General features: G+C 63.8%; 16 protein-coding genes. 11 read left to right on the forward strand and 5 right to left on the reverse strand.

Annotation, left to right across the window (positions count from 1 at the left end; translation table 11 throughout):
* Positions 1–26: 26 nt before the first annotated feature.
* Entirely contained in the window at positions 27–1025 is a 999-nt protein-coding gene (locus CAF70_RS02060; protein WP_085621673.1) for a type IV pilus twitching motility protein PilT, read from the forward strand.
* Between the two features lie 128 nt (positions 1026–1153).
* Here CAF70_RS02060 and CAF70_RS02065 read toward each other — a convergent pair whose 3' ends face one another.
* Positions 1154–1783: a C40 family peptidase gene (locus CAF70_RS02065; RefSeq protein ID WP_085621674.1), complete on the reverse strand. Its 630-nt coding sequence runs from the start codon at positions 1781–1783 to the stop codon at positions 1154–1156.
* A 166-nt stretch (positions 1784–1949) separates the two neighbouring features.
* Here CAF70_RS02065 and CAF70_RS02070 point away from each other — a divergent pair, with 166 nt between their 5' ends.
* Positions 1950–2369, forward strand: a complete 420-nt coding sequence (locus tag CAF70_RS02070) for a TM2 domain-containing protein (protein WP_085621675.1) — start codon at positions 1950–1952, stop codon at positions 2367–2369.
* Positions 2370–2426: 57 nt separating this feature from the next.
* On the opposite strand, the gene CAF70_RS02075 is transcribed toward CAF70_RS02070, so the two are convergent.
* The 3 genes from CAF70_RS02075 to CAF70_RS02085 all read right to left on the reverse strand — a co-directional run bounded on the left by CAF70_RS02075 (position 2427) and on the right by CAF70_RS02085 (position 7315).
* A complete protein-coding gene (locus CAF70_RS02075; RefSeq protein ID WP_063912064.1) occupies positions 2427–3125 on the reverse strand; it encodes an SPOR domain-containing protein in 699 nt (232 codons plus the stop codon).
* Between the two features lies 1 nt (position 3126).
* Complete coding sequence (argS, locus tag CAF70_RS02080; RefSeq protein WP_085621676.1) at positions 3127–4863, reverse strand: arginine--tRNA ligase; 1737 nt, start codon at positions 4861–4863, stop codon at positions 3127–3129.
* Positions 4864–5095: 232 nt separating this feature from the next.
* Positions 5096–7315, reverse strand: coding sequence for a primosomal protein N' (locus tag CAF70_RS02085; RefSeq protein WP_085621677.1), 2220 nt, complete (start codon positions 7313–7315; stop codon positions 5096–5098).
* A gap of 167 nt (positions 7316–7482) precedes the next feature.
* Between CAF70_RS02085 and rpmE the strand changes: the two genes are divergently transcribed.
* The 3 genes from rpmE (at position 7483) to CAF70_RS02100 (ending at position 9969) form a co-directional block, all read left to right on the forward strand.
* Positions 7483–7698 carry a 50S ribosomal protein L31 gene (gene rpmE / locus CAF70_RS02090; protein WP_003257833.1) on the forward strand — a complete coding sequence of 72 codons (216 nt, stop codon included), beginning with the start codon at positions 7483–7485 and terminating at the stop codon, positions 7696–7698.
* A 2-nt stretch (positions 7699–7700) separates the two neighbouring features.
* Positions 7701–8516: a thermonuclease family protein gene (locus CAF70_RS02095; protein ID WP_085621678.1), complete on the forward strand. Its 816-nt coding sequence runs from the start codon at positions 7701–7703 to the stop codon at positions 8514–8516.
* A gap of 184 nt (positions 8517–8700) precedes the next feature.
* Positions 8701–9969, forward strand: a complete 1269-nt coding sequence (locus CAF70_RS02100) for a malic enzyme-like NAD(P)-binding protein (RefSeq protein WP_085621679.1) — start codon at positions 8701–8703, stop codon at positions 9967–9969.
* Positions 9970–10077: 108 nt separating this feature from the next.
* Here the strand turns inward: CAF70_RS02100 and CAF70_RS02105 are convergent, their stop codons facing one another.
* Complete coding sequence (locus CAF70_RS02105; RefSeq protein ID WP_371915931.1) at positions 10078–12528, reverse strand: penicillin-binding protein 1A; 2451 nt, start codon at positions 12526–12528, stop codon at positions 10078–10080.
* A gap of 181 nt (positions 12529–12709) precedes the next feature.
* Here CAF70_RS02105 and pilM point away from each other — a divergent pair, with 181 nt between their 5' ends.
* From pilM to aroB, 6 genes are all read left to right on the forward strand, one after another.
* Positions 12710–13591: a type IV pilus biogenesis protein PilM gene (gene pilM / locus CAF70_RS02110; protein ID WP_085621681.1), complete on the forward strand. Its 882-nt coding sequence runs from the start codon at positions 12710–12712 to the stop codon at positions 13589–13591.
* Positions 13588–14124 carry a PilN domain-containing protein gene (locus CAF70_RS02115; RefSeq protein WP_085621682.1) on the forward strand — a complete coding sequence of 179 codons (537 nt, stop codon included), beginning with the start codon at positions 13588–13590 and terminating at the stop codon, positions 14122–14124. Before pilM ends, CAF70_RS02115 begins: the two co-directional genes overlap by 4 nt.
* Before the next feature lie 11 nt (positions 14125–14135).
* On the forward strand, positions 14136–15137 hold the full coding sequence (locus CAF70_RS02120) for a pilus assembly protein PilP (RefSeq protein ID WP_085621819.1): 1002 nt from the start codon (positions 14136–14138) through the stop codon (positions 15135–15137).
* Positions 15061–16329 (forward strand): type IV pilus secretin PilQ, encoded by a 1269-nt coding sequence (locus tag CAF70_RS02125; RefSeq protein ID WP_085621683.1) that lies wholly within the window; start codon positions 15061–15063, stop codon positions 16327–16329. Before CAF70_RS02120 ends, CAF70_RS02125 begins: the two co-directional genes overlap by 77 nt.
* A gap of 4 nt (positions 16330–16333) precedes the next feature.
* Positions 16334–16852 carry a shikimate kinase AroK gene (gene aroK / locus CAF70_RS02130; RefSeq protein WP_085621684.1) on the forward strand — a complete coding sequence of 173 codons (519 nt, stop codon included), beginning with the start codon at positions 16334–16336 and terminating at the stop codon, positions 16850–16852.
* A 96-nt stretch (positions 16853–16948) separates the two neighbouring features.
* Positions 16949–18046, forward strand: coding sequence for a 3-dehydroquinate synthase (gene aroB, locus CAF70_RS02135; RefSeq protein ID WP_085621685.1), 1098 nt, complete (start codon positions 16949–16951; stop codon positions 18044–18046).
* The last annotated feature ends 2 nt before the right edge of the window (positions 18047–18048 follow it).

Genomic DNA, 18048 nt, shown 5'->3' on the forward strand with positions numbered 1-18048 from the left:
CTACTTGAAGGCCTTTGGGGAGTCTCATGGATGTGACCGACCTGTTGGCCCGGGCCGTGGATGCGGGGGCTTCCGACCTGCATCTGGCGGCGGGCCAGATACCGATGTTGCGCCTGGATGGCGAGTTGCAGCGCATGGCTCTGCCGACCTTGAGCCCGGACGCCTTGATCGAGGGCATGGCACCCATGCTGGATGAAGCCCAGCGCCGACAGTGGACCCAGGGAGATGAGCTGGACCTGGCGCTGGAATTGCCGGCACTGGGGCGCTTTCGGCTGAACCTGTTTCGCCAGTTGCAGGGGCCGGCGGCCACCTTTCGCCTGATCCCGGGGCGTATCGCCACGCTCGATGAACTCGACCTAGGGGATGTGTTTCAAGCTGTTGCGCAGGGCAGCGATGGCTTGATACTCGTGGGTGGGCCGACCGGCAGCGGCAAGTCCAGCACCCTGGCGACGCTGCTCGACCAGCTGAGCCGTGAGCGGGCACTGCATATCATCACCCTCGAAGACCCTGTCGAAGTTATCCATAGCAGCCAGCGCAGCCTGGTCAACCAGCGTGAGATCGGTCGCCATTGCGGCGGGTTTGCCCAAGGGCTGCGCAGTGCCCTGCGTCAGGACCCGGATGTGATCATGATCGGGGAGCTGCGCGACCTGGAAACCATTCGCCTGGCCTTGCGCGCGGCGGAGACCGGGCACCTGGTGCTGGCGACCGTGCATACGCGTTCGGCGGTGAACAGCGTTGACCGGTTGGTGGAGGTGTTTGCGGCCGAAGAGAAGCCGCTGGTGCGGGCGATGCTGGCCGAGTCGTTGCGCCTGGTGGTGGCGCAAATATTGGTCAGGCGTGCGGGTGGAGGGCGGGTTGCGGCGCGTGAGGTGCTGGTGGTTACGCCAGCGGTGCGTAACCTGATTCGGGAAGGGCGGATGGCGCAGTTGTGTTCGGTGATGCAGGCGGGTGGTGCGGACGGGATGCGGACGATGGAGGGGGCGATGCGAGGACTGAGGGAGCGAGGGCTGATTGAGGACTCGTAGTGGCTGTACCGGCCCCTTCGCGGGCACGCCCGCTCCCACAGGTATGGCGCTGCCCGCGAGAGCGGCCCCGGTACCTGTGGGAGCGGGCGTGCCCGCGAAGAGGCCGATACAGGAGAGCGCCGATCAGATCAGCGCTTGGCCAGGTTCAGTTGCTGCTGTTCTTTTGGCAGCACTCGCTTGGCTACTACGTAATGCTTCTGCCAGTAAGGCTTGCTCAGGGTGTCGATGCTCACCCGCTTGCCACGGCGTGGCGCATGGATGAAGCGGTCGTTGCCCAGGTAGATGGCAACATGGTTCACCCGGCGGCTCTTGATGTTGAAGAAGATCAGGTCACCCGGCTTCAGGTCATCCTGGGCCACCTTCACACCATGGCCCTGAGCCATGGCATTGGAGGTGCGCGGCAGGTCGACGTCGGCGACGTCGTTGAAGGCATATTTGACCAGTCCGCTGCAGTCGAAGCCTTTCTTCGGGCTGCTGCCGCCCCATACATAAGGGGTGCCGAGCACATTCACCGCACGGCTGAGCACATCGCTGCTCTGCTTCGGCGACATGGCAGCGACCGGCATGCCGCGGCTGCTGCTGGCAGCATTGCTTGGGCGGGTGCGCAGCGCGGTCTGTTTGACCGGTGCGTGTCTCACCGAGGCGTTGGTGGTATAGCCGGTGAAACCATTGGGAAGACGTTGCTCACGATTGGTGGCGTGGGCGGCCAGGGGCAATAATAGGCAGAGGGTCAGCCATGTCTTGAGTAAAGGCGGCATAGATGAAGCTCTTATGAATAGTTATGTGTTGGGCGCGCAACTTTATAACAGCTTTTTGATCAATCTTTGATCCGTTGGTCGATTGCCCAGGTGCCGTACGTCGGCCTGCGACAAGAAAGTCACATTTTTTTTTAGAAAATTTTCGGATAACCCACGAGGGCTATGAATGAACAGTTATCAACAAGGGGCGCCATTTCACGACACCCATAGCAAGACCATTGGCTATCTGCTATGGATTTTCGGCTTTACCGGATCGCACCGTTTCTATTACGGCAAGCCGGTAACTGGCACCATCTGGTTCTTCACCCTGGGCCTGCTGGGCATCGGCTGGTTGATCGACCTGTTTCTGATCCCGGCCATGGACCGTGAAGCCGACCTTAGGTTCCAGTCCGGGCGGATTGACTACAACATCGCCTGGATCCTGCTGACCTTCCTCGGTGTGTTTGGCCTGCACCGGCTGTATCAGGGCAAGTGGGTGACCGCGATCATCTACTTCTTTACCGGCGGGCTGTTCCTGGTGGGGGTGCTGTATGACTTCTGGACGCTGAACAGCCAGGTTTCCGAGCGGAATGCGGGGCGGGGTTGACGCGCAGCCCTTTGTGGGAGCGACACAAGGCCGCTCCCACAGGGCCGCAAATGCAGGTTACTGACGGGTTTGCCGCTGTTGCAGCAACAGGTTGCTGAAACCTGCACCGGCCAGTTGCTTCTGCGCCCCGGTCAGCTGCTCGCGATTGCTGAACGGGCCCACCAGTACGCGGTACCAGGTTTCGTCCTTGACCGTGCCTGACTCTACCTTCACCGCCTGGCCCAGCAGAATGATCTGCGCGCGTACTTTGTCGGCATCGGCCTGCTTGCGGAACGAGCCTGCTTGCAGGAAGAACTGGGTGGTCGCCGCCGGTTTGATTACCGGCGGTGCCGGTGGCGGGGTCTGCCCCATCAATGCTGCCTGGGCTCGCGCCGTGTCGATCTTCGCCGCTTCGGCCGGTGTCACCGGGGTCACTGGTTGGGCCGGGACGGGTGGCGTCTTCTCTGGCACGGCCTCTGGCGGCACGATCACCTCGGACTCTGGCAGCAGTGTGTAGAAGTCGTACTTCGGCTTTACTGGCTGCTGTGGGGTAGCCTGTGCCGGCTTGCCGGCTTCAGCCACTTTCTCCGCCTTCTGCTGCTCGGGCTTGGTGCGCTTGATGTCTTCGCCACCGGGCTCGAGCTTCATCAGGAACACGATGAACGCGCCTACTGTGAGGCCGACCGCCAGCCATACCCAACCGGGGATCGGCTGCTTGGCCGGCGCCGTCTGGCGGCTGGCGCCGCGTTTGGGTGCGGGTTTTTTCTTGGCAGCCAACTTACATGCGCTCCAGGGTTTCCAGGCCGAGCAGTTCCAGACCTTGCTTGAGGGTGCGGCCGGTCAGGGCCGCCAGGCGCAGGCGGCTCTGCTGCTGCTGCGGGGTTTCGGCGGCAAGAATCGGGCAGTTCTCATAAAAGCTGGAGAACAGGCCGGCCAGGTCGTACAGGTAACTGCACAGCACGTGCGGCGTGCCCTTGTCGGCGACGTTGTTGAGGATTTCGCCAAACTGCGCCAGGCGTGCGGCCAGGTCCTGCTCGTGGGCAGCCTGCAGCACGATGTTGCCTTCGACTTCATCGAAGCCCTTGCCCAGTTTGCGGAATACGCCGGCCACGCGGGTGTAGGCGTATAGCAGGTAAGGTGCGGTATTGCCTTCGAAGTTGAGCATCAGCTCGAAGTTGAAGCTGTAGTCGCTGGTGCGGTGCTTGGACAGGTCGGCATACTTCACCGCGCCAATGCCCACCACTTCACCAATGTGGCGCAGTTCTTCATCGGCCAGGCTCGGGTTCTTTTCCTTGACCAGCGCGTAGGCGCGCTCCTTGGCCTCGGTGAGCAGGTCGATCAGCTTCACGGTGCCGCCGTCACGGGTCTTGAACGGGCGGCCGTCGGCGCCGTTCATGGTGCCGAAGCCCATGTGCTCCATCTGCATCGGGTGGCCGACGAAACCTGCACGGCGTGCAACTTCGAACACCTGGTTGAAGTGCAGGGCCTGGCGCTGGTCGACGAAGTACAGGGCGCGATCGGCCTTGAGCACGTTGCTGCGGTAACGCACGGCGGCCAGGTCGGTGGTGGCGTACAGGTAGCCGCCGTCAGCCTTCTGCACGATCACCGGCAGTGGTTCGCCTTCACTGTTCTTGAATTCGTCGAGGAACACGCACTGGGCGCCCTGGTCTTCTACCAGCAGGCCCTTGGCCTTGAGGTCGGCGACCACGTTGGCCAGGTCGTCGTTGTAAGCGCTTTCACCCATCACGTCGGCCATGGTCAGCTTGACGTTGAGCAGCTCGTAGGTCTTCTGGCAGTGCGACAGCGAAATGTCCTTGAAGCGCGTCCACAGGGCCATGCAGTCCGGGTCGCCGGCCTGCAGCTTGACCACCAGGCCGCGGGCGCGGGTGGCGAATTCTTCGGATTCGTCAAAGCGCTTCTTGGCGGCACGATAGAAGTTTTCCAGGTCCGACAGCTCGTCGCTGGTAATCGGGTTTTCTTCCAGGTATGCCAGCAGCATGCCGAACTGGGTGCCCCAGTCGCCCACGTGGTTCTGACGGATCACATCATCGCCGAGGAACTCCAGCACGCGCGCCACGCTGTCGCCGATGATGGTCGAACGCAGGTGGCCGACATGCATCTCCTTGGCCAGGTTGGGTGCCGACATGTCGATCACCACCTTTTGCGCAGGGCCGGCTTTGCGCGCGCCCAGGCGCGCGTCGGCCAGTGCGGCATCCAGGCGGTTGGCCAGCGCGTCGGTGTTCTGGAAGAAGTTGAGGAAGCCCGGGCCGGCGATCTCGACCTTGCTGATGTCGGCGCTGGCCGGCAGGGCATCGATCAGTTTTTCGGCCAGGTCGCGCGGCTTCATGCCTGCCGGCTTGGCCAGCATCATGGCGATGTTGCTGGCGAAGTCGCCGTGGGTCTTGTCCCGGGCGTTTTCCACCTGGATCGCCGGCGACAGCCCTTCAGGCAGCACACCGTCGATGACGAGTTGGGTGAGGGCTTGCTGGATCAGCTGGCGAATGGTGTCTTTCATGGGGATCTCTTTTCGACCGCAAGCGCGGTGGAGCGCTTGGATGCGCAGGTGGAAAAACTGGGCATTATCCGTGGCTGAGGGCGGGTTGCCAACCTTTGGGGCTTGCCTGCCTTCAGAATGCCGGGGCCGCTCTGCGGCCCTTTCGCGACACAAGGCCGCTCCTACAGGTGATGCGCACGCTCTGTGTTGGAGCGGCCTTGTGTCGCGATGGGCTGCAAAGCAGCCCCTGAAATCAATACAGGTCTACCGGGTCGACATCCAGCGACCAGCGCACCTGGCGCCCGCTCGGCATCTGCTCCAACACTAGCAACCAGGCGCTGATCAGTCGATGCAAAGGCGCCCGCGTATTGGCCTGTATCAACAGTTGCGCGCGGAAGCGCCCGGCGCGGCGCTCCATCGGTGCCGGCACCGGCCCCAGCAGTTCAATGCCCGGCAGGCGCTGTTGGGCCACCAGGCGCTCGGCGGCGGCGCAAGCCTCGTCGAGGAAAGCTTCGGCTTGCCCGGGCTTGTGCGCTTCGGCGCGCAGCAGTGCCAGGTGCGAGTAAGGCGGCAGCCCGGCGGCGCGGCGTTCGTCCAGGGCCTGCTCGGCGAAAGCGAAGTAGCCCTGCTCGGTAAGCTGCACCAGCAGCGGATGGTCGGCCAGGTGGGTCTGGATGATGACCTTGCCGGGCTCCTCGGCGCGCCCGGCCCGCCCGGCAACCTGCACGATCAGCTGTGCCATGCGTTCGCTGGCGCGGAAGTCGCCGGAGAACAGCCCGCCATCGGCATCGAGGATGGCCACCAGGGTCACCCTCGGGAAGTGGTGGCCCTTGGCGAGCATCTGGGTGCCGACAAGGATGCTCGGCTGGCCACGCTGGATGGTGCTGAACAGGTTGTGCATGGCGTCCTTGCGCGCCGTGCTGTCGCGGTCCACGCGCAGGATCGGGTAATCCGGGAACAGCACTTTCAGGCGTTCCTCGGCGCGCTCGGTACCGGCGCCGACCGGGCGCAGGTCAACGTGGTTGCACTGCGGGCACTGCTGGGGCAGGCGCTCGTCATAGCCGCAATGGTGGCAGCGCAGCACGCCGGAGCGCTGGTGCACGGTCATGCGCGCATCGCAGCGCGGGCACTCGGACAGCCAGCCGCAATCGTGGCACAGCAAGGTCGGGGCGAAGCCGCGGCGGTTGAGGAACACCAGCACTTGCTGGCCCGCCTCCAGGGTTTGACGGATGGCCTGCTGCAACGGCCCGCTGATGCCGCTGTCCAGCGGCAGGCTCTTCACATCCAGGCGCAGCATGCGCGGCGGGCGGGCGCCGCCAGCCCGCTGATTCATGCGCAGCAGGCGGTAGCGGCCGCTCAGGGCGTTGTGCAGGGTTTCCAGCGATGGGGTGGCCGAGCCGAGCAAAATCGGGATGTTTTCCTGATGGGCACGTACCAGCGCCAGGTCGCGGGCGTGGTAGCGCAGGCCTTCCTGCTGTTTATAGGAGCCGTCGTGTTCCTCGTCGATGATGATCAGGCCGGGGTTTTTCATCGGCGTGAACAGCGCCGAGCGGGTGCCGATGATGATGTCAGCCTCTCCGTCGCGGGCGGCCAGCCAGGCATCCAGGCGTTCGCGATCATTTACCGCCGAATGCAGCAGGGCGATGCGGGCGTTGAAGCGCTGTTCGAAGCGGGCCAGGGTCTGCGGACCGAGGTTGATTTCCGGGATCAGCACCAGGGCCTGCTTGCCGGCTTCCAGGGTTTCGCGGATCAGCTGCAGGTAGACCTCGGTCTTGCCGCTGCCGGTGACGCCGGCCAGCAGGAAGGCGCCGAAGCTGCCAAAGCCTTCGCGCACGGCGTCGAAAGCATCGCGCTGCTCTTCGTTGAGTGGCAGTTCCGGCTGAGCCAGCCAGTGTTCGTGGCGTATCGCTGGCAGGTGACGGCGGACCTCGATCTGCACCAGGTCCTTGGCCAGCAGCAGGTCGAGGCTGTCCTTGTTCAGGTTGAGCTTGGCCAGCAGGCTGTGGGCCACGCCGTGCGGGTGCTGGGCCAGGGTCTTGAGGGCATCGCGCTGGCGCGGTGCCCGGGCGATGCGCGGGTCTTCCAGGCGGGCGCCGGGGGCGACATGCCAGAAGCGCTCCTGGCGCATCTCGGCGGGTTCGCCCTGGCGCAGCAGCGTGGGCAGGGCCCAGCTCAGGGTGTCGCCCAGGCTGTGCTGGTAGTACTGGGCGGTCCACAGGCACAACTTGAACAGCGACGGCGGAATCGGCGATACCGGGTCGAGCAGAGCGCTGGCCGGCTTGAGCTTGTCGGCGGGCACTTCGCTCTGCTCGCACACTTCCACCAGCACGCCGATCATTTCGCGGCGGCCGAACGGCACGCGAATGCGCATGCCCGGGGTCAAGGCCTGGCGTGCCATGCTTGCCGGCGCCTTGTAGTCGAACAGGCGACGCAGCGGAGAGGGCAGGGCAAGGCGCAGGATGACGTCGGACACGCGGATAGTCTCGGAGGGCGTTTCAAAGACTGGCGAGCCTAGCAGACGACGGTCGGTGCAAGCGACAACTTGCGTTGGCGTGATGCTCTGGTATTATTCGCCGCCTAATTACGTGCGGTATTCAACAATTGGTGTTGGGTGGCGGCACGCAGCTCGAGGAAGTGACCATGAAAGCAGATATTCATCCGAACTACGAAGTAGTTGCAGTCACCTGCAGCTGCGGCAACAAGTTTGAAACCCGTTCGACCCTGGGCAGCACCCTGGCGATCGACGTTTGCAACCTGTGCCACCCGTTCTACACCGGTAAGCAGAAAGTCCTGGACACCGGTGGTCGCGTACAGAAGTTCGCCGATCGCTTCGGCATGTTCGGTACCAAGAAGTAATCATGCGCATGGCGAACCCCTCGGGTTTCGCATTGCTGCAAAAAAAGGCGCCCCTTGTGGGCGCCTTTTTTATGGGCGTCATCTGGCACTTCCCTGCACTGGCGTTCTGCCCGTTACCGGACCGCCCGCAGCAGGTGGCGGTGCGCCAGGTGGTGGATGGCGATACCTTGCGCCTGGTCGATGGCCGCAGCGTGCGCCTGATTGGCATCAATGCCCCGGAAATCGGCCGTAACGGGCGCACTAGCGAGCCCTACGCCGAGGCCGCCAGGCGGCGTTTGCAGGCGTTGGTCAAGGCCAGTGACGGGCGTGTCGGGCTGGTGCCGGGTATCGAGGCCAAAGACAAATACGGCCGCGCACTGGCGCATATCTATGGCCGTAATGGCGACAATCTGGAAGCACAACTGCTCAGCGAGGGCTTGGGCTACCGGGTTGCCGTGGCCCCCAACGTGCGCCTCAGCGGTTGCCAGCAACTTGCTGAACAAGCGGCGCGCAAGGCCGGCGCCGGTTTGTGGCGCCGTTCGCCGGTGGTGCGTGCGGCTGATGTCAGGCAGTCGGGTTTTGCTGTTGTCGGGGGGCGCATAGAGGGCATAGAGCGCAACCGTGGTGGGGTTTGGCTGACCTTGGACAGTGCCGTGGTGTTGCAGGTTCCCGCTCGTCTGCAACGCAACTTTCCCGCCAGCTTCTTCGATAACCTCAAGGGACGCCAGGTCGAAGCGCGCGGCTGGATGCTGGATCGTTCCCGCAAGGGCGGCCTCAAGCCTGGGCAGCGACGCTGGGTGTTGCCATTGACCGATCCGAGCATGTTGGAACGTATTTAAGGCCAAAAGATGTAGACATTTCGCTATCAGATTGTACACACTGTGAGCCGTATGCCCCCGTGGGTTATAGCGTAAAGTCGTAGGCTAAAGGCCTTGACACAAGTGACCGACCAGTCTTGTGACTCCCCGGCTCTTTGCGTATCCTCGGCGGTCCGTCAGAACAGTAAATAGCGGAATGCCCACCATGTCAGACCTGAAAACCGCCGCTCTCGAATACCACGCTCAACCTCGTCCGGGGAAACTGAGCGTCGAGCTCTCCAAGCCCACTGCCACCGCCCGTGACCTCGCCCTGGCCTACAGCCCAGGTGTTGCTGAGCCGGTGCGTGAAATTGGCCGTGATCCAGAGCTGGCTTACAAATACACCGGCAAGGGCAACCTGGTTGCGGTGATTTCCGATGGCACCGCCATCCTCGGTCTGGGCGACCTCGGCCCACTGGCTTCCAAGCCGGTCATGGAAGGCAAGGGTGTTCTGTTCAAGCGTTTCGCCGGTATCGACGTATTCGACATCGAAGTCGAGTCGGAAAGCCCGCAAGCGTTCATCGACACCGTCCGCCGCATCTCGATCACCTTCGGTGGCATCAACCTCGAAGACATCAAGGCGCCTGAGTGCTTCGAAATCGAACGCACCCTGATCGAACAGTGCGACATCCCGGTATTCCACGATGACCAGCACGGCACCGCCATCGTGACCGCGGCCGGTATGATCAACGCCCTGGAAATCGCTGGCAAGAAGCTGGAAGACGCCAAGATCGTCTGCCTGGGGGCCGGCGCTGCAGCCATTTCCTGCATGAAGCTGCTGGTGAGCATGGGTGCCAAGGTCGAAAACATCTACATGATCGACCGCAGCGGCGTGATCCACGCTGGCCGTGACGACCTGAACCAGTACAAGGCGCAGTTCGCCCACGCTACCGACAAGCGCACCCTGGCTGACGCCCTCGACGGTGCCGACGTGTTCGTAGGCCTGTCCGGCCCGAACCTGCTGAGCGCCGAAGGCCTGAAGTCGATGGCTGCCAACCCGATCGTGTTCGCCTGCTCGAACCCGGACCCGGAAATCTCGCCAGAGCTGGCGCACGCCACTCGCAGCGACGTGATCATGGCTACCGGTCGTTCCGACTACCCGAACCAGGTCAACAACGTACTGGGCTTCCCGTTCATCTTCCGTGGTGCCTTGGACGTACGCGCCAAGCGCATCAACGAAGAAATGAAAATCGCCGCCGCCGTCGCCCTGAAAGACCTGGCCAAGCTGCCGGTTCCGAAGGAAGTCTGCGAAGCCTACGGCGTCGAGGGCCTGGAGTTCGGCCGTGAGTACATCATTCCGAAGCCGCTGGACGCCCGCCTGATCACCGTCGTTTCCGACGCTGTGGCCAAGGCCGCCATCGAATCCGGCGTGGCTACCCTGCCGTATCCGAAGCACTACCCGCTGACCAGCGTGGATGACGTGTTCAACGGCTGATTGCTGCCTGGCGACACAAAAAAGCCCCGGCTCGTATGAGCCGGGGCTTTTTGTTTGCCGGTGTCCCAGCTGACGCGCTCCTACACGGACGGCGTTAGCCTGTCAGGTTTAGAACAGATCCATCGGCGCCGCTTCATCCGCCGGCAACGGGCTGCCCGGTGCTGCGCCAGTACCCAGTTCGTCCACCGACGGCGGCGAGTCTTCGGCCTTGAACAGCTCGAAGTAGGCGTTCGGCGTGCTCGGCGAAGCGGCACGGCCGCTGACCGGATCGACGCGCAGGCTGAGGATGCCTTCCGGCTCGGCCGGCGCATGCATAGGCTTGTCCTTGAGCGCCGCGCCCATGAAACTCATCCAGATCGGCAGTGCCACGGTGCCGCCGTACTCGCGGCGGCCCAGGGTTTCGGGCTGATCAAAACCGACCCACACGGTGGTCACGTAGTCAGCGTTGTAGCCGGAGAACCAGGCGTCCTTGGACTCGTTGGTGGTACCGGTCTTGCCTGCCAGATCGGTACGGCCCAGGGCCAGTGCCCGGCGGCCGGTGCCACGCTTGATCACGTCCTGCAGCATGCTGGTGAGGATGTAGGTGGTGCGCCCGTCGATGATCTGCTCGGCCACGGCCGGCGCCTGCGGTGCCGACGCCACCTGGCTGAAGGCAGCGGGTGCCTCGCCCGGCATGGCGGCGGTGCTGATCGGCTGTTCGGGCGCTGCCAGGCCCGCCTGGTCCTCGACACCTTGCGGTACCCGGGCCGGGTTGGCAGTGAACAGCGTCTCGCCGCTACGACTTTCGATGCGCTCGATCAGGTACGGGGTGATCTTGTAGCCGCCGTTGGCAAAGGTGCTCCAGCCGGTGGCGATCTCCATCGGGGTCAGGGTAGCGGTGCCCAGTGCCAGCGACAGGTTACGTGGCAGGTCCTGTTTGTTGAAGCCGAACTTGGCGATGTAGTCGATGGTGCGGTCCACGCCCATGGCCTGCAGCAGGCGGATCGACACCAGGTTGCGCGACTTGTACAACGCTTCGCGCATGCGGATCGGGCCAAGGAAGGTATTGGTGTCGTTCTTCGGTCGCCAGACCTTGTCCAGGTACTCGTCGACAAACACGATTGGTGCGTCGTTGACCAGGCTGGATGCGGTATAGCCACTGTCCAGGGCGGCACTGTAGACGAATGGCTTGAAGCTCGAGCCCGGCTGGCGCTTGGCCTGCATGGCACGGTTGTAGTTGCTCTGCTCGAACGAGAAACCGCCGACCAGGGCGCGGATGGCGCCGTTGTACGGGTCAAGGGTGACCAGTGCACTCTGTGCCCCTGGTACCTGGCTGAACTTGAGCTTGCCATCCTCCAGGCGCTGCAGGCGTACCAGGTCGCCGACCTGGGCCACGTCTGCCGGTGACTGCGGCGCACGGCCCTGGGCGTTACTGTTGATGAACGGGCGCGCCCATTTCATGGTGTCCCAGGCCACCATTTCTTCCTGGCCACTGCGGGTCAGCACCTTGAGGCCGGTTTTCTCGACCTGGGTGACGATTGCCGGCTCCAGGCCGCCAAGGCTGCGCTGCTTGCCCAGTTCCTGCAGCCAGGCCGCCTGGGTGCGGCCCGGGAAACGTGCCTCGGGGCCGCGGTAGCCGTGGCGCTCATCGTAGTCGGAGAGGCCGTTGAGGATGGCCTTGTTGGCCATTTCCTGCATGTCGCTGGGCACCGTGGTGGTAACGCGGAAACCTTCGGTGTAGGCGTCGCTGCCGTAGCGGCCGACCATTTCGGCGCGGGCCATTTCGGCGATGTAAGGTGCATTCACCTCAGGTGTGGGCACGTGGTAGCTGGCGTTGAGCGGTTCGGCAAGGGCTGCCTGGTAGCTGGCTTCGTCGATCTTGCCCAGCTTGTACATGCGGCCAAGGATCCAGTCGCGGCGCTCTTTCGCGCGCACCGGGTTGGCCAGCGGGTTGAAGCGCGAGGGTGCCTTGGGCAGGCCGGCGATCATCGCCATCTGTGCCAGGCTCACGTCGCGGATCGACTTGCCGTAGTACACCTGCGCGGCGGCGTCGATACCGTAGGCGCGGTTGCCCAGGTAGATCTTGTTCACGTACAGCTCGAGGATCTCGTCCTTGGTCAGCTCACGCTCGATCTGCAGGGCCAGCAGGATTTCGTTGGTCTTGCGCGAGAAGCTGCGTTCGCTGGTAAGGAAGAAGTTCTTCGCCACCTGCATGGTGATGGTACTGCCGCCGGTCTGGATATGCCCGGTTTTCACCAGCTGGGTCGCGGCGCGCATCAGGCTGCTGGGGTCGACACCATAGTGGTTGAGGAAGTTGTCATCCTCGGCCGACAGAAGCGCCTGGATGAACTGTGGGGGAATTTCCGCGAAACGGATTGGCGAGCGACGCATTTCGCCGAACTCGGCAATCAGCTTGCCGTCGCTGCTGTACACCCTTAGGGGGATCTGCAACTGGATGCTTCTGAGCGATTCGACCGAGGGCAGGCTGGGGCTAAGATACAGAAACGCACCGCTCACACCGAGTACGAGCGCGCAGATGACTGCGACGGAAGACCACCAGAAGAACTTCAGCAGGCGTATCAAGGCTTTTCGGTGTCCAGGTTGGGAGTGGATTGCGCGCAGGTCCGGCGGACCAGAAAACGCTGGGCATTATAAGCATTTTTTCGCCTCTCCGGGTTACCGGTCAGGCTGCCCGTCGCCTCGATGGGCCAGCGTGGCCCAGTGTTGGCGCGGGGTTGAGACAGACAGCAAGGATGTCGCGATGCTAGGACGCTTCGGCAAGGATGCCGGTTCACTCGTGGGGCTGGAAATTGCCCCTGACAACGTTCGGATGGTGCAACTGCAGCGGCGTAACCGACGCTGCCGGGTGCTTGCCGCGGTACAAGAACCGTTCGAATCGCCGGCTGGCAGTGACTGGGCGGCAGAGCCGGCCGCCGTGGTGGCAGCCCTTAAGCGTGCCTACCGACGCAGCGGCCTCAGGCAGCGCCGCGTAGCGCTGGCACTGCCGGCCAGCCAGGTGATCTGCAAGCTGTGCCACTTGCCAGCGGAACAGGGCGGGGCAGAAATGGAGGCGCAACTGCTGGCTGACGCCGAACGGCTGTTCCCGTTTCCGCTGGAAGACCTGGCGCTGGATTTTCAGGTCATGGGGGCCTCCCGTGTCCAGCCAGGCTGCGCCGAGGTGATGGTGGCTGCATGTCGGCAGCGTGCGCTGGCACCACTTGCAGGCGTCGTCGAGGCGGCCGGGTTGCAACTTGAGGCCGTGGAAGTCGACAGCATTGCCTTGGGGCGCATGCTGCCGCAGGGTAGTCACCAAGCGGCGGCGCTGCTGCGTATCGAGACGCATGGCACCAACCTCTACAGCTGGCAGACGGGCCAGCCGCCGCAACGGCGTGAGCTGAGCCTGGGGATGTCGGCGATAACGGCATCGCTGCCGGAGCGCCTGCCGGCCCTGCTTGCCGGTGAACCTTTGCCCGATTGCCTGTTGATCGCCAGCTGTTCACCGATCGAACCCTGCCGGTTGCAGAGCCTCGGTTCGCAGTTGAACCTGCCGTGTCGCCCGCTACCCGACCTGGCGGGCCTGGAGCAGGTCGATGGCGCGATGATCCTGGCGTGCGCCCTGGCGCTTGGAGGGTTGCGCCAATGATGCGGCTGAACCTTCTGCCCTGGCGCGAACGGCAGCGCCAGGCGGCGTTGCGGTGTTTTCGCAGGCAACTGGTCGCTGGTGTGCTGCTGGCCTTGTGTGCCGTGACGCTGGTCGACCAGTTGGCTCGCCAGCGCGGGCAGCAGCAGGCGCTGGCCAATGCCCAGCGCCAGGCAGCCCTTGCAGTGTTTGGCGAGCAATTGCAGCCGCTGTCCGAGGTGCGTGCACAGCACGAGGCACTGCTGGCCCGCACGGCGGCGCTGGAAGGCCTGCGCGCCCATCAGGATGTGCTGACCGGGGTGTTCGCCGACCTCGAGAGGGCGTTGCCAGTGGGGGTAAAGCTACTCGACCTCCGTCTGGAAAATGGCCGGCTGCAAATGACCGGGCTGGCCACGTCCGGTGCCGTGGTCGCGCAGTTCATGCGTGACCTGGGTCGCTCGAATGCGTTGCTCGATCTGCAGCTCAAGCGTATCAGGAGCATGCCGGGCGGCGACGAATTCCTGCTGGACGCGCGCGTTTCGGCGTTCTGGTCGTGAATGCTGCACAGGTGCTCGGCTGGCTGGCTGTGGCCGAGCGCTCCTCACGCTTCAGGCAACTGGCGCCAGTGTTGGTGGCAGTGGCGTTGTTCGGCTTGGGCTGCGCGATACGTCTGCCGGTGGTTTTGCAGCAGCAGGCGCTCGAGAAGACCCGGCATACCCAGCTGAACGAACAGCAAGCAGCCAGCGCGTTGCAGCAGGTCGAACGTGAGCAGCTCCAGGCGTCCGTGGCCATGGCCGAGCAACGCTTGCAGGAGGCGCACTGGCACCTGGCGGCCGGGGAGGCCATGAGCGAGCTACTTGAGCGCCTAGCGGCTTCGGCGCATGCGCATGGTTTGCTCATCGAGCGGTTCGATGTGCATGAAGGCGAACAGCAGGCCGGTTTGCGCAAGGTGCCGCTGGAGCTGCAGGTGGTGGGGCGTTACGTGGCCCTGCGCCAGTGGCTGGGCGACTGGTTGGGCCAGGCGCGGGTGCTGCGCAGCGGTGACCTGCAGCTGGCGGCAGCCGTTGATCAGCCTGGCCTGTTGCGCCTGCGGTTGCAGGTTGATGCCTATGAGGCGCTGGCGCCCACACCGACGGCTGCTGTGCTTGCGCAAACGCCGGCCAGGGGCGTGACGGCAGCGCCCACTGTCGACCCGTTCGACCTTGGGGCGACGCGATTGATGGGGGCCGGGCTGGCCAGTGTGCCGTTGGCACAACTGGAGATGGTCGGCAGCCTGTCGCGTGGGGCGGTGCACGAAGCACTGCTGTTGGCGGCTGGCAGGCTCTATCGCGTACGCCCTGGGGACCGGGTCGGGCGTGATCTGGGGGTAGTGGCAAGGGTTGATCAACGCCAGGTCGAAGTACGCGAGCGGCTGTTCATGGCTGGGGAGTGGCACGAGCGCACGGCGTTCATCACCCTCGCAAAGCGCCTGGGCAAGGAGGCCCCGGACCACGATGAAAACATTGAAAAAATGGGCACTGGCAGCGTTGCTGCCGATCCCGCTGGCGCTGGCGATGCCTTGTCAGGGTGAACCGCTGTCGTTGAACTTCCAGGATGTGGAAGTGCGTTCGGTGCTGCAGGTGCTGGCTGACTATGCCGGCGTCAACCTGGTCGCCAGCGATGCTGTGCAGGGCAGCGTCACCTTGCGCCTGGAGGATGTGCCATGGGACCAGGCGCTGGACCTGGTACTGCGCAGCAAGGGCCTGGCCCGGCGCCAGGAGGGTAATGTGCTGTTGGTGGCGCCTGCGGCCGAGTTTGCCGCGCAGTCTGCCAATGCACGTGTGGGCCAGGCGCTGGATGCGCAGGTGCAACCGTTGCGTCGGGAACTGTTGCCCATCCATCACGCCAAGGCCGCCGAAATGGCGGAGTTGCTGCTGGCGAGTCTGGCGGACGACGGTATTCTCACCGGGCGGGGTAGCCTGAGTGTCGATGAACGCACCAATACCCTGGTGGCATACCAGCCCGCCGACCGCCTCGCCGAGTTGCGGCAACTGGTGGCGCAGCTGGACGTGCCAGTGCGGCAGGTGACAATAGAGGCGCGTATCGTCGAGGCCAACGTCGATTACGAGAAAAGCCTGGGGGTACGTTGGGGTGGGCCTCTGTACGTTGAAGCCCCGCGGCCGGGCAAGGAGTTGTTCGTCGACCTTGGAGTGGAGCGCGTGGGCAGCAGCATCGGCCTGGGCCTGCTGCGCGGCGGCGTGCTGCTCGACCTGGAGCTCAGCGCCATGGAAAAGAGCGGCAATGGTGAAATCATCTCGCAGCCCAAGGTAGTCACCGCCGACAAGGAAACGGCCAGGATCCTCAAGGGCACCGAGGTGCCGTACCAGGAAACCAGCAAGAGTGGCGCCACCTCGGTCGCGTTCCGCGAAGCCTCGCTGTCGCTGGAGGTGACCCCGCAGATCACTCCGGACAACAAGGTGATCATGACCGTCAGGGTGACCAAGGACGAGCCGGATTACGTCAATGCCTTGAACAACGTACCGCCGATTCGCAAGAACGAGGTCAATGTCAAGGTTCGCGTGGCGGACGGCGAAACCATCGTGATCGGTGGCGTGTACTCGACTTCGCAAAACAATGTGGTCGACAAGGTGCCATTTTTCGGCGATCTGCCGTATGTTGGGCGGCTGTTTCGACGCGATGCATTACAAGAGAAAAAATCCGAGCTGCTGGTCTTCCTGACTCCGCGTATCATGAGTGACCAGGCGATTGCTGTGAGTCGTTGATTCTGTGCGAAATTTGATACTTGTGGGACCCATGGGCGCTGGTAAAAGCACCATCGGACGCCTATTGGCCAAAGAGCTGCGCCTGCTGTTCAAGGATTCCGACAAGGAAATCGAACTGCGATGCGGCGCCAACATCCCGTGGATTTTCGACAAGGAAGGCGAGCCGGGCTTCCGTGACCGCGAACAGGCGATGATCGCCGAGCTGTGCGCACTCGACGGCGTGGTCCTGGCGACCGGCGGTGGTGCAGTGATGCGCGAAGCCAACCGCAAGGCCCTGCACCAGGGTGGCCGGGTTATCTACCTGCATGCTTCGGTGGAACAGCAGGTTGGCCGCACCGCCCGCGATCGCAATCGTCCCTTGCTGCGCACCGCCAATCCCGAGGCGACCTTGCGCGCCCTGCTGGAAACCCGCGACCCGCTCTACCGCGAGATCGCCGACCTGGTGGTGGAAACCGACGAGCGGCCGCCACGCATGGTGGTGATCGATATTCTCGAGCGCTTGCAGCAGTTGCCGCCCCGTTAGCCCGGGACTATTCTCGGCCACCAGCGCCGAGGCGAGGTTCAACGTTACCGCGCGGGTGCCTGAACGGCACCGCGTCCAAGTACATTGTGGGGATACATGCAGACACTAAAGGTCGACCTGGGCGAGCGTAGCTACCCGATCTACATTGGCGAAGGCCTGCTGGACCAGCCCGAGCTGCTGGCGCCGCACATCGCCGGGCGGCAGGTTGCCATCGTTTCCAACGAGACCGTCGCGCCCCTGTATCTCGAACGCCTGAGCAAGACCCTGGGTGCCTATTCGGTGCTGCCGGTGGTATTGCCCGATGGCGAGGCTCACAAGAACTGGGAAACCCTGCAACTGATCTTCGATGGCCTGCTGACGGCACGGCACGACCGCCGCACCACCGTGGTCGCCCTGGGCGGCGGCGTGATCGGTGACATGGCCGGTTTCGCTGCCGCCTGTTACCAGCGCGGCGTCGACTTTATCCAGGTGCCGACCACCTTGCTGTCCCAGGTCGACTCTTCGGTCGGCGGCAAGACCGGCATCAATCACCCGCTGGGCAAGAACATGGTCGGTGCCTTCTACCAGCCCAATGCGGTGCTGATCGACACCACCAGTCTCAAGACCTTGCCGGCGCGCGAGTTGTCCGCAGGCCTGGCCGAAGTGATCAAGTACGGCCTGATCTGTGACAAGCCGTTCCTCGCCTGGCTCGAGGACAATATGCAGGCGCTGCGTGCCCTCGACCCTGTGGCGCTGACCGAGGCCATCCGCCGCTCTTGCGCGGCCAAGGCCGCGGTGGTGGGTGCCGACGAGCGCGAATCTGGCGTGCGCGCCACATTGAACCTGGGGCATACCTTCGGGCATGCCATCGAGACCCATATGGGTTATGGCGTGTGGCTGCACGGCGAAGCCGTGGCGGCGGGCACGGTAATGGCCCTGGAGATGTCCATGCGCCTTGGCTGGATCGAGCAGGCCGAGCGCGATCGCGGAATCCGCCTGTTGCAGGACGCAGGTTTGCCGGTGGTGCCACCACAGGAAATGACCCCGGCGCATTTCATGGAACACATGGCGGTCGACAAAAAAGTGCTCGACGGCCGTCTGCGTCTGGTGCTGCTGCGCCAGATGGGCGAGGCCGTGGTGACTGACGACTATCCGAAAGAGATTCTACAGGCCACGTTGTCGGCGGATTACCGCGCGATCGTGGCCCAGCTTTGAGG

It is taken from the genome of Pseudomonas sp. B19(2017), from assembly GCF_002113165.1.
Classification (GTDB): domain Bacteria; phylum Pseudomonadota; class Gammaproteobacteria; order Pseudomonadales; family Pseudomonadaceae; genus Aquipseudomonas.

Bases quoted from the DNA above. Each gene is read 5' to 3' on its own strand.
- CAF70_RS02060 (WP_085621673.1), top strand. From the start codon at position 27: ATGGATGTGACCGACCTGTTGGCCCGGGCCGTGGATGCGGGGGCTTCC.
- CAF70_RS02095 (WP_085621678.1), top strand. From the start codon at position 7,701: ATGCGCATGGCGAACCCCTCGGGTTTCGCATTGCTGCAAAAAAAGGCG.
- rpmE (WP_003257833.1), top strand. From the start codon at position 7,483: ATGAAAGCAGATATTCATCCGAACTACGAAGTAGTTGCAGTCACCTGC.
- pilM (WP_085621681.1), top strand. From the start codon at position 12,710: ATGCTAGGACGCTTCGGCAAGGATGCCGGTTCACTCGTGGGGCTGGAA.
- argS (WP_085621676.1), bottom strand. From the start codon at position 4,863: ATGAAAGACACCATTCGCCAGCTGATCCAGCAAGCCCTCACCCAACTC.
- CAF70_RS02065 (WP_085621674.1), bottom strand. From the start codon at position 1,783: ATGCCGCCTTTACTCAAGACATGGCTGACCCTCTGCCTATTATTGCCC.
- CAF70_RS02100 (WP_085621679.1), top strand. From the start codon at position 8,701: ATGTCAGACCTGAAAACCGCCGCTCTCGAATACCACGCTCAACCTCGT.
- CAF70_RS02070 (WP_085621675.1), top strand. From the start codon at position 1,950: ATGAACAGTTATCAACAAGGGGCGCCATTTCACGACACCCATAGCAAG.
- aroB (WP_085621685.1), top strand. From the start codon at position 16,949: ATGCAGACACTAAAGGTCGACCTGGGCGAGCGTAGCTACCCGATCTAC.
- CAF70_RS02115 (WP_085621682.1), top strand. From the start codon at position 13,588: ATGATGCGGCTGAACCTTCTGCCCTGGCGCGAACGGCAGCGCCAGGCG.
- CAF70_RS02125 (WP_085621683.1), top strand. From the start codon at position 15,061: ATGAAAACATTGAAAAAATGGGCACTGGCAGCGTTGCTGCCGATCCCG.